General features: G+C 72.1%; 10 protein-coding genes. 2 read left to right on the top strand and 8 right to left on the bottom strand.

Annotated features, from left to right (window positions below):
* Nucleotides 1-888, bottom strand: an 888-nt coding sequence (locus DW299_RS02550; protein WP_168443060.1) for an aldehyde dehydrogenase family protein, incomplete at its 3' end; no start/stop codon positions are given.
* A gap of 1 nt (nt 889) precedes the next feature.
* Nucleotides 890-2557, bottom strand: coding sequence for a thiamine pyrophosphate-dependent enzyme (locus DW299_RS02555; protein ID WP_136035534.1), 1668 nt, complete (start codon nt 2555-2557; stop codon nt 890-892).
* A gap of 159 nt (nt 2558-2716) precedes the next feature.
* Between DW299_RS02555 and DW299_RS02560 the strand changes: the two genes are divergently transcribed.
* Nucleotides 2717-3445 (top strand): FadR/GntR family transcriptional regulator, encoded by a 729-nt coding sequence (locus tag DW299_RS02560; RefSeq protein ID WP_136029061.1) that lies wholly within the window; start codon nt 2717-2719, stop codon nt 3443-3445.
* Between the two features lie 64 nt (nt 3446-3509).
* Here DW299_RS02560 and DW299_RS02565 read toward each other — a convergent pair whose 3' ends face one another.
* From DW299_RS02565 to DW299_RS02585, 5 genes are read right to left on the bottom strand one after another with little or no spacing between them, the layout of a single operon-like run.
* The gene (locus DW299_RS02565; RefSeq protein ID WP_136035535.1) at nt 3510-4700 is read right to left on the bottom strand and encodes a M20 metallopeptidase family protein; all 1191 of its coding nucleotides are present in this window, start codon (nt 4698-4700) and stop codon (nt 3510-3512) included.
* The gene (locus DW299_RS02570) at nt 4697-5890 is read right to left on the bottom strand and encodes an amidohydrolase (protein ID WP_136035536.1); all 1194 of its coding nucleotides are present in this window, start codon (nt 5888-5890) and stop codon (nt 4697-4699) included. Before DW299_RS02570 ends, DW299_RS02565 begins: the two co-directional genes overlap by 4 nt.
* Nucleotides 5887-6408: a hypothetical protein gene (locus DW299_RS02575; protein WP_136035537.1), complete on the bottom strand. Its 522-nt coding sequence runs from the start codon at nt 6406-6408 to the stop codon at nt 5887-5889. Before DW299_RS02575 ends, DW299_RS02570 begins: the two co-directional genes overlap by 4 nt.
* 1 nt (nt 6409) lies before the next feature.
* On the bottom strand, nt 6410-7612 hold the full coding sequence (locus tag DW299_RS02580) for an aromatic ring-hydroxylating dioxygenase subunit alpha (protein WP_136029053.1): 1203 nt from the start codon (nt 7610-7612) through the stop codon (nt 6410-6412).
* Nucleotides 7613-7633: 21 nt separating this feature from the next.
* On the bottom strand, nt 7634-8602 hold the full coding sequence (locus DW299_RS02585; RefSeq protein ID WP_240745297.1) for a PDR/VanB family oxidoreductase: 969 nt from the start codon (nt 8600-8602) through the stop codon (nt 7634-7636).
* Nucleotides 8603-8746: 144 nt separating this feature from the next.
* Here DW299_RS02585 and hisC point away from each other — a divergent pair, with 144 nt between their 5' ends.
* Nucleotides 8747-9847 carry a histidinol-phosphate transaminase gene (hisC, locus tag DW299_RS02590; protein ID WP_136029051.1) on the top strand — a complete coding sequence of 367 codons (1101 nt, stop codon included), beginning with the start codon at nt 8747-8749 and terminating at the stop codon, nt 9845-9847.
* Between the two features lie 22 nt (nt 9848-9869).
* Here the strand turns inward: hisC and DW299_RS02595 are convergent.
* A partial coding sequence (locus DW299_RS02595; protein WP_136035538.1) for a DNA glycosylase AlkZ-like family protein occupies nt 9870-10677 on the bottom strand: 808 nt, incomplete at its 5' end.

Raw genomic sequence — 10677 nt, forward strand, 5'->3', positions numbered from 1 at the left:
CGCGCGCTCCCACGCCTCCCGCATGCCCTCCGGCACCAGCACGCGCGTCTGCGCCGCGCAGGTCTGTCCGGCGTTCGCGAAGCACGAGGCGAGGACCCCCCGCACGGACTCGTCCAGCGGCGCGTCGTCGAGCACGATCGCCGCCGACTTGCCCCCGAGCTCCAGCGCGACCTTCTTGATGGTCGCGGCGGCGGCGCGCGCCACCTGCTCCCCCACCTGGCGCGAACCCGTGAAGGTGACCATGTCGACGCCGGGGTGCGCCACCAGCGGCGAGCCGACACCGGCGCCGTCGCCGTGCACGATGTTCACGACGCCGGCCGGCAGCCCGGTCTCGCGGAGGATGTCGCCCACGATCGCGGCGTTCAGCGGCGCGACCTCGCTGGGCTTGAGCACCACGGTGCAGCCGGCGAGGATCGCGGCGCCCACCTTGAGCATCATCTGGTGCAGGGGGAAGTTCCAGGGCGTGATCGCGGCGACCACACCGACCGGCTCCGCGACCACGAGGGAGTTCGAGACCGCCTCGCGCTCGACGTGCGCGCGGGCGGCCTCGACCAGCCGGGCGAGGTCGGCGATCGCGACGCCCACCTGGGCGGAGCGCGCGAACGCGATCGGCGACCCCATCTCCGCGCTCAACGTCGCAGCGAGCAGCTCACGGTGGCGCGCCAACCCCTCGGCGAGCGCCTCGACATGAGCGATCCGCTGCGACATCGGCGTCGTCGACCAGGTGCCGAACGCGCCCGCGGCCGCAGCCACCGCACGATCCACATCGGCGGGGCCGCCTGCCACGACGGCACCGATCACGGTGCCGTCGGCCGGGCTGACGACATCGATCGAGGCCTGCCCTGCGGCATCCTCCCTGATGCCGGCGATGTCGTGCCCGATGACCATGTCAGACCCCCGCCTGCCGCACGAGATGCGCATCGGGGGCGAGCGGCGCCGGGCGCGGCACACCCTCGTGGATCAGGTGCCACGGCGACGGGAACTCGCCGACCGGCACGTTGATGAGGATCGGCTCGTTCGCGGGCACGGCGTCGGCCAGCACCCCCGAGAGCTCCTGCGGGGTAGTCGCCCGTGCGGAGCGGATGCCGAACGCCTCCGCGAGCGTGCCGTAGTCCGGATTGGTGAGGTCGCTGGCGAAGTAGCGTGCCCCGTACCGGTTCTTCTGGATGCGGCGCACATTGCCGTAGAACCCGTCGTGGAACACGATCGTCACGAGGCCGAGACCGTAGCGCTTGGCCGTGGACAGCTCCTGCAGCGTCCAGGAGAAGCCGCCGTCGCCGTTCACCGACACGACGGCGCGGTCGGGGTCGGCCGCCTTGACGCCGAGGGCCGTGGCGAAGCCGTAGCCGAGCGTGCCCTGGTAACCGGGGCCGATGTAGGTGCGCGGCTGGTACGCCGGATAGCAGGCGCTGGCGGCGTAGCCCACCTGCGTGAACTCGCTCACGAAGACGCCGTCTTCGGGGAGCGCGCCGCGGATCGCGGACAGGTACTCGCGCTGCGGGGCGATGTCGGCGAACTGCGCGGCGAGCCAGGCGCGCACGCGGGCGAACTCGCTCTCCCGCGAGTCGCGCGCCGGGGTGCCGACCTCGGCGGCCAGGCCGGCGAGGGCGAGGCGGGCATCGGCGTGCAGCGTCTGCGCGGCGGCACGCGGGCCCTCGAGGTCGGCGGCCTCCGCGTTCACGAGGATCACGGGGGCGCCGTTCGTGTCGACCTGGGTGCCGAACGTCGAGACGAAGCGCGTGCCGACGGCGAGCACCAGGTCGGCGTCCTCCCGGAACGCGCGGAGGGCGAGCGCGTCGAAGGCCAGACGGTGGCGGGCGTCGAGCGCACCGCGGCCGTTCTCGGTCATGAGCACGGGGGCCTCCAGTGCCTCGGCGAGTGCCTGGAGGGCGACCGATGCGTTCGCGGCGAGCACTCCCCCGCCCACCACGATCATCGGGCGCTTGGCCGCGAGCAGGCGGGCGGCGGCGTCGCGGATCTGCTGCTCCTCCGGCACGAGGGGCGCGTCGGCGACACGCTCGGCCGCGACGGCACGCGAGGTGGCGGCGAGAACGTCCGGCGGCACCTCGAGCGCGACGGGGCGAGGGCGGCCGCTGCGCAGCTGCGTGAACGCCTCGCGCACGAGCCCGGGGATCTCATCGGCGGAGCGGGCGGTGCCCGTCCATTTCGTGAGGCGCTGCAGGATGCCCGTCTGGTCGGGGATCTCGTGCAGGGCGCCGAGTCCGCGGCCGATGGCCTGCGAGTCGATCTGGCCCGCGATCAGGAGCATCGGCGAGTTGGCCGAGTAGCCGGTCGCGACGCCGGAGAGGGCGTTGAGCACGCCGGGGCCCGGCACGACCATCGCGACACCGACGTCGCCGGTGCTCCGCGCGTAGCCGTCCGCCATGTAGGTCGTGGACTGCTCGTTGCGCGCGCAGATGAAGTCGACCTGGTCGGTGCGGGCGTGGAGGGCGTCTGCGGCGGCATCGAGCTGGACGCCCGGGATGCCGAAGATCCGTGAGACGCCCTGGTTGATGAGGGAGTCTGCGAGCAGATCGCCACCGGTGGGGTCGGTCATCTGTTTCCTCTCGTGAGCAGCATTGCGTGATTGACTGTATTAGATACATTCAATTACTGCAAATAGGAGAATCGCCCGCCGCCACCGCCCCGGCGCGGCAGGCGCTCCTTAGGATGTGAGAGATCCGCTCCACAGCCCCGCTCCGACCGAAGGATCCCCGTGGCCAGCACCCAGGAAGAAGCGCGCACGTTCCAGCGCGTCGCGCCCGCGCAGTCCGTCGCCGACCGCGTGGTCACCGAGGTCGAGGCGATGATCAAGACGGAGGGTCTCGAGCCGGGTCATCGCATCGGCACCCGCCAGGAGCTGTGCGAGCAGTTCGGTGTGGCGCCGGCCACGCTCGGCGAGGCGCTGCGGGTGCTGCGGGCGCGCGGCTCGGTCGATCTGCGCCCGGGTCCCGGTGGCGGCATCTTCGTCGCCGACCAGTCCCCGCTGATCCGCCTCGCGCACAGCGTGCTGCGGCTGCGGCAGACCGGCGCTCCGGTGAACGACGTGATCAAGGTGCTGGACGCGCTCGACGAGGCCGTCATGCAGGACGCGGTGCAGCACCGCACGGACGCCGACATCGCCGATCTCGAAGCCGTGATGGCGGAGCTGACCGAGCACTGGCACGACCCCATCGAGGGCCTGCACGGCAACTGGCGGCTGCACCGGCGGATCGCCGAGATCTCCCCCAACGCCGTGCTGCGTACGTTCTACCTCAACCTCGTCGACTACATCGAGGGTGAGACCGCGGGGGCCGCGACCGACGACGCCCTGGCCGTGCCGGGCTTCCGGCAGGACACCGACGAGCGCCTGCGCATCCACGAGGCCCTGATCGACGCGATCCGCTCCGGCGATGTGAAGGTCGGCCGCAAGGCCGTGCTGGACCACCGCACGCTCGGTCGCTGACACGCGCGCCCCTCGTCTCGCTCCGCTCACTCAGGCAGCACCCCGGCGACGAGACGACGGGCGCCTACGCGTCGCCGACTCCGACGTGGCGCCAGGCGAGCGCCGCGAGAGCCGCGGCCTGATCGCCCAGCACCGCGTCGTCGAACCGCGCATGCGGCGAGTGGTTCATCGGGATGTCGTCCTGGTCCACATCCGGCGGGGTCGCGCACAGGAACAGGAACGTGCCTGGCACCTCCCTGAGCACGAACGAGAAGTCCTCCGACGCCATCCAGGGCGCATCGATCTCCTCCACGCGGTCCTCGCCGAACTCGGCGCGGAGCACCGCTGCCGCCGCCGCCGTCTCCTCGACCGTGTTGACCGTGACCGGATAGCCGACGATCACCTCGACGTCGGCCGTGCAGCCGTGCGCCGCGGCGATGCGCTCGATCAGCGGCGGGAGCTCGGCCTGCGCCCGCGCGATCGACGCCTCGGACAGCGTGCGCAGGGTCGCCGCGAAGCCCGCGTCCTCGGGGATCACATTCGTGATCTCCCCCGCGTACAGCGTCGTGACCGACAGCACCACGGGATCGAACACGTCGATGCGGCGCGTGACCCAGGACTGCAGGGCGAGGATCAGCTCGGCCACCACGGGCACGGGATCCACGGCCTGCTGCGGCCTCGACCCGTGCCCTCCCCTCCCGTGCACGCGCACCCGCAGCACGTTGGCGCCCGCCATGATCGTCCCGGACTTCAGCTGGAACGTGCCGCGCGCGCCCGGACCCACGTGGATGCCGTAGGCGGCCTCGACCCGCGTGCCCGCGGCGTCGAGCACGCCGTCGCGGATCATGAGCGGAGCCCCGCCGCCCGCTTCCTCGCCGGGCTGGAACATGAAGACGACGGAGCCGGCGATGCGGTCGCGCCGCCCGGCGAGCAGGCGTGCGGCCCCCACGAGTCCGGCCACGTGCAGGTCGTGCCCGCACGCGTGCATCGCCCCGTTCGCCGACGCGTACTCGAGGCCGGTCTCCTCGACGATGGCGAGCGCGTCCATGTCTCCGCGCAGGAGCACGGACGGGCCGTCGGTCGCGCCGCGCAGCACGGCCGTGACCGAGCTGAGGTCCGATCCGGTCGTGATCTCCAGGCCAAGGCCGTCGATCGCGTCGAGCACGGCGCGCTGCGTCAGCGGCAGGTCGAACCCGGGCTCGGGGATGCGGTGCAGACGACGGCGCAGCTCCACCAGCTCCGGCTGCAGGCGTGCGGCGTCGTCGTGCAGCGTCATCCGTTCCCCTCCTGCGCCGCGGACGGCGCCGAGTACACCGTGCGCCCGTCGATGAGCACCTCCCGCACGGTCGAGGCGACGTCGAGCGGGTCTCCGGTCCACAGAACCACATCCGCGTCGCGGCCGGGCTCCAGCGCGCCGACCCGGTCGTCGATGCCGGCGATGGCCGCGGCCGTCGAGGTCATCGCCGCGAGCGCGGTCTCCCTCGGCAGCCCGGCCCGCACGGCCACGGCCGCCTGCATCGCGAGCAGGCCGATGGGCACGACCGGGTGGTCGGTGGTGAGCGCCACGCGCACACCCGCCGCGGCGAGCGCGGCGAGGTTCGCGGGATCGGCTTCGCGTACCTCCACCTTGGAGCGGCTCGACAGGATGGGTCCGTAGATCACGGGCACGTCGCGCGCGGCGAGGATGCCGGCGAGCTTGTGCGCCTCGGTGCCGTGATTGAGGACGAGGCGCAGCCCGAACTCGTCGGCGATGCGCAGCGCCGTGGCGATGTCGTCGTGCCGGTGCGCGTGCTGCTCCCACGTGAGCGTGCCGTCGAGGGCTTCCGTGAGCGCCTGCTTTCCGAGGTCCACGGCGAACGGCGTGCCGTCGGCGCGGGCCTTGTCACGCCGGACCGCGTAGTCCTGCGCGTCGCGCAGCGCCTGACGGATGACGAGGGCGATGCCGAGCCGGGTCGACGGCAGCTGCTTGCGCTCCCCGTAGGCCTGCTTGGGGTTCTCGCCGAGCGCCGACTTCATGCCGAGCGCCGCGCGGATCACCTGCTCGTCGACCGAGCGCCCTCCCGCCGTCTTGATGGCGACGCTCTGCCCGCCGATCGGGTTGCCCGATCCCGGCTTCACGACCACGGCGGTGATGCCACCGGCGAGCGCGTCGCGGAAGGCGATGTCCTCGATGTTGACGGCGTCGATGGCCCGCACGCCGGCGGTGACCGGCGACGAGACCTCGCTGCCGTCGAACCCGGCGGGGCCGTTGGCCTCCTCGTGCGCGCCGATGTGGCTGTGCGGGTCGATGAGGCCGGGCAGCACCCAGCATCCGGCGGCGTCGATCACCCGGGCGCCCTCGGGCACGGCGAGCCCTGTGCCGACGGCCTCGATGCGCCCGTCGGACAGCAGCACGGTGCCGCTCTCGATCTCCTCGCCCAGGCCCGTGACGACCCGCCCTCCCACGATCGCGACGGCATCCGTCATGCGTTCTCCTCGTCTTCCTCGGCGCGACGCTCGACCAGCTCGCGCGTCTTCGTCAGCAGCTCGTCGACGTCCAGGCTGAGGATGCCGGCGGCCGGGTCCACGCGCACCACGATGCCGTCGTCGCACCGGGGCGGCTCGCCGCTCAGGTCGACGAGCGGATCGTCGACCCAGATCCACGGCAGACCGTCCGCGTACCGGCGGATGTGCGCGAGCTTGTCGAACTGCACGGGCAGGAACGGCCACGGCTCCTCCGGCAGCTCGAGCGGCTCGCGGAACGCGGTGTGCGCGTTGTGGCCCCACTCCGACGCCCACACGATGTCGAAGTGCTCCGCCAGCTCGTGCAGCCGCTGCGCCGCGGCGTCGGGGATGGCGACGTCGCGCACCCACCGCCCCCACGCCGACAGGTGGTGCGTGCTCACCGGCACGGCCGGCTCGCCCTCGATCACGACGACGTCGCTGATGCCCAGCACGAGGACCGGACGGTCCCCCCGGGGCGGCCGCGCCGTGTACTTGGCCATGTCAGTCGTCCACCGCGTCGGCGAGCAGCGGCGCGTCGGGCGCGCCCTCGAAGTAGTTGCCACCCTCGATGCGGATCAGCCGCTCCGACTCGTCGAAGAACACGCCGACAGGGTCGCCGCCGCCCGCCACGGCCCGGTGCTGCTTGGCCATCATGCGCCGGATCATCGCGATGCCCTGGTCGGTGGTGGTGAGGTGATCCTCGGAGTGCAGCGAGATGGCGCCCTGCGACTTCTGCGCCTCGTAGTCGCCGGGCAGCCGCTGGTGCTCCAGGTCGGTGAGCTCCTTCCACGGCTTGCCCTCGTGGGTGGAGCGCAGCTTGGTGAGGAAGTCGGGGTCGCTGTCGCGCGCGACCGTGAAGATGCGGAAGTTGGTGTCGTCCATCGGCACCACCCAGCCGATCATGTTCGTCTGTCCGGAGGCGAGCTTGGGGCTCGCCACCACACGCAGGTTCGGGAAGATCACCTCGGTCACGCGGCGCAGCTGCCGGCCGTCGCCGAGGTCGCGCATCTGGATGCTCCGAACGCCCAGCGGCGTGTACTCGTACTCGACCTCGGGGATCAGCGCCATCTCCGGCGTGAACTGGTTGCCGCTGAACCGGGCGTGCAGGATCGGCACGTGGAACGGGTCCATCACGTTCTCCCAGTGCTGCAGCCAGTTGAAGTCGAGCTGTGCCGGGCCGCCTCCGCCCACGCCCTGGTCGTTCACGATGAGCTGCTCGTCGTCGGCCAGCTCCTCGAGCGTGTCGTAGCGCGGCAGCACCGGCTTCTTGTCGGGCGGGCCCATGTAGGCCCAGATCAGTCCGTACTGCTCCTCGACGGGGTACCACGGCTGACGTACGCGATCGCGGTGCAGTCCCAGGTCGGGCTCGCACGGCTGCTCCAGGCAGTGCCCCTCGGTGTCGAACACCCAGCCGTGGTAGCAGCAGCGGATGCCCTCGTCCTCGACCCCGCCGTAGAACAGCGACGCGCCGCGGTGGATGCAGCGCGGGTGCAGCAGACCCGCCTTGCCCTTGCGGGTGCGGAACAGCACGAGCTCCTCGCCCAGCACGCGCAGCGAGAGGGGTCGTGTCGTCGCATCCTCGACCTTCGCGACCGGGTGCCAGTAGCGGCGCAGCACCTCACCGTAGGGGGTGCCAGGACCCACCTGGGCGAGCTCGTTCAGCGGCTGCCCGAGGCGCAGCCCGTATGCGGTTCCGGTGTCCATGGTCGCTCCGTTCGTGGGGGGTCAGATGTCGAGGACGAGACGGTCGCCGAGCGAACGGGAGACGCAGATCATCATCGTCTCGTTGCTCTCGCGCTCGTCGGGGGTGAGGATCGAGTCGCGGTGCTCGGGCGCCCCGTCGACGACGGCGGTCTCGCACGTGCCGCACACGCCCTCCAGGCAGGAGCTGGGCACGCCGATACCGGCGTTCTCGAGCATCTCGAGGATGCTGCACCCGCGGTCCACCGTGACGACGAGGTCGGACCGGCTGGCGACCACCTCGAACGACTCGGCGCCCTGCGATTCGCCGAAGGTCTTCGCCTGGAAGCGCTCGACGTGCAGCACCCCGCGCGGCCATCCGGCGCTCAGCTCTTCCAGCGCATCGAGCATGCGCTCCGGACCGCACGCGTACACACCGGTCTCGGCGGAGGGCGCACCGATCCAGGCGGCCAGGTCGAGCCGGTCGTCGACGTCGCCGCGCACGAGCAGCAGTTCGCCGCCCGCGAGCTGGGTCGAGGAGAGGAATGCCATGCGCTCCCCCGCCGAGCCGAGGTACGCAAGCCGCCACGGAACGGCGCGGCGGGTGGCCTCCTGCAGCATCGGCAGGATGGGCGTGATGCCGATGCCGCCGGCCACGAAGACGTAGTCGTCCGCCGGCGCGAGTGCGAAGTGGTTGATGGGGGCGGAGGCCGTGACGGGGTCACCGACGCGCAGCGTCTGGTGCACGTAGCGGGAGCCGCCGCGGCTCGGGCTCTCGGCGAGCACCGCGATGCGCCAGGCGGTGCGGTCGCCGGGGTCGGAGCACAGCGAGTACTGGCGTTCGACGCCGTTCGCGAAGCGGAGGTCGATGTGCGCTCCCGGCTCCCAGGCCGGCAGTTCGGCGCCGGTGGGGTCGTCGAGCTCGAGGGACAGCACGTCCTTCGCCTCCTGGCGCATGGCGCGCACGCGCAGGGCGAGGCGCTGTTCCGGGGAATCGACCGCAGTGTGGGGCACCGTCGCTCCGCTCCTTCCGTCGCATCCGATCGCCGCGGATCGGATTGACAACATTCTTTATATTCAATTGCGATAGTATGAAGTCCGCTCGGGCCTGTCAAACGGACACGGCCGCAGGAGCGCACACGAGAGAAGGGCCATCGGATGTCGGAGCTGAGACTGCGGGGAGACCTGGACGCGATCCCCGGCTACAAGCCGGGCAAGGCGGCACCGCAGACCGAGACCACCGGGCCCGTGCACAAGATCTCGTCGAACGAGAACCCCTATCCCCCGCTCCCCTCGGTGACCGCCGCGATCGCCGACGAGCTCGCCACCATCAACCGCTACCCCGAGACCGCGGCCACCGCCCTCACCACCGAGCTGTGCGCGCGCTTCGGTGTCGAGCCCGTCAACGTGGTGCTCGGCAGCGGCTCGGTCGAGGTCGTGTCGCAGCTGATGCGGGCCACCGCCGGCGAGGGTGACGAGGTGCTGTTCGCCTGGCGCTCGTTCGAGGCGTACCCGATGCTGGCCAGGGCCGCCGGAGCCGTACCCGTGATGGTGCCGCTCACCGCCGACCACCGCCACGACCTCGACGCCATGCTCGCCGCCATCACCGACCGCACGCGCCTGATCCTCGTGTGCAACCCGAACAACCCGACCGGTACGACCGTCGGCGACGCCGAGCTCGACCGGTTCCTGTCGCAGGTGCCGGCGCACATCGTCGTGGTGATCGACGAGGCGTACGTGCAGTTCAACGACCGCGCCGACTCGCCCGTGGGCATCGAGTACTTCCGCCGCTACCCCAACGTGGCCGTCGCGCACACGTTCTCGAAGGCGTACGGGCTGGCCGGCATGCGGGTGGGCTACGCCATCGCCCCCGAGCAGCTGGGCATCGCGCTGCGCAAGGTCGCCATCCCGTTCGGCGTCACGAACCTCGCCCAGACCGCCGCGGTCGCCTCCCTCGCTGCGGAGGACGAGCTGCAGGAGCGCATCGACGCCCTCGTGCAGGAGCGCGAGCGCGTCGTCACCGCCTTCGCCGCCGCCGGGATCACCGTGCCCGAGAGCCGCGGCAACTTCGTCTGGCTGCCGCTGGGCGACACGACCGCCGCAGTCGCCGAACTGCTGGAGCACCACGGGCTGCTCGTGCGCCCGTTCCCCGGCGAGGGCCTGCGGGCCACCGTGGCCGAGACCGAGGCGAACGATCGCCTCATCGCGCTCGCACCGCAGATCGCCGCACTGCTCGCCCCGGTGCCGGTCGCGGGCTGACGCCGGGCCCGCTCCGGGCGGGTCAGCCGTCGATGAACGCCGCGAACCGGGCGAGCGCGGCGCTCACGGCATCGGGGTCGCCCGGCTCGGTGAACAGCTCGGGATCGGCCGCGTGCGCGGCGGCCGCGTGGGTCCAGCAGCCGATGACTCGTCCGTCCTCCACGATCGTCGCGCGCACCATGCCGTTCTTGCCCGGGCCGACGCGACCCAGGTACGCCGGGTCGCACACGGGCGTGCGGTCGGCGTAGGAGATGTAGTACTCGTCGAACGCGGGCAGCGCCTGCACCGACGGCGCGGCGGGCGCCCGGCGGGGGTGCGCGACCGCGGTGAGCAGGCCCTCGGCGACCTCGGTCACGCGCCCGGAGGCGCGCGCCGCGGCCTCCCTCGACTGCCCGAGGGTGAGCCCGGACCACCACGCGAAGTCCGCGACGCCCGCGGGGCCGTGTCCGTCGATGTAGCGCACGAACAGCTCGGCCAGCGGGTCGTCCGGCCGCTCGTGCGCACGGATGTGCTCCTCGACGAGCACGAACCGCTGGTCGCGCGTGATGCCGGAGCGCGGCACGATCGGCCCCTGACACACGAGCCCATCGATGGTCAGGTCGAACAGGAGGTGGATGCCGCGCTGGCCCGACGGGTCGATGCCCGCAGCCTCCCACACCGCGAAGACCTCGGCCCGCGTGAGCCCGCCGTCGCGCAGTCGCGGGACGAGCGCCTTCACCGCGGTCGCCGTGACCTCCGCGTCGATCCCGAGCTGCCGCTGCCGGGAGGCCGCCTGCTGCCGCTGCCGCTCGGCCGTGACCTCCAGCATCCAGCCGAGGTCGCGGCCGAGC

It is taken from the genome of Microbacterium sp. K35, from assembly GCF_004794375.1.
Classification (GTDB): domain Bacteria; phylum Actinomycetota; class Actinomycetes; order Actinomycetales; family Microbacteriaceae; genus Microbacterium; species Microbacterium sufflavum.

Bases quoted from the DNA above. Each gene is read 5' to 3' on its own strand.
- DW299_RS02555 (WP_136035534.1), bottom strand. From the start codon at position 2,557: ATGACCGACCCCACCGGTGGCGATCTGCTCGCAGACTCCCTCATCAAC.
- DW299_RS02565 (WP_136035535.1), bottom strand. From the start codon at position 4,700: ATGACGCTGCACGACGACGCCGCACGCCTGCAGCCGGAGCTGGTGGAG.
- DW299_RS02570 (WP_136035536.1), bottom strand. From the start codon at position 5,890: ATGACGGATGCCGTCGCGATCGTGGGAGGGCGGGTCGTCACGGGCCTG.
- DW299_RS02575 (WP_136035537.1), bottom strand. From the start codon at position 6,408: ATGGCCAAGTACACGGCGCGGCCGCCCCGGGGGGACCGTCCGGTCCTC.
- DW299_RS02580 (WP_136029053.1), bottom strand. From the start codon at position 7,612: ATGGACACCGGAACCGCATACGGGCTGCGCCTCGGGCAGCCGCTGAAC.
- hisC (WP_136029051.1), top strand. From the start codon at position 8,747: ATGTCGGAGCTGAGACTGCGGGGAGACCTGGACGCGATCCCCGGCTAC.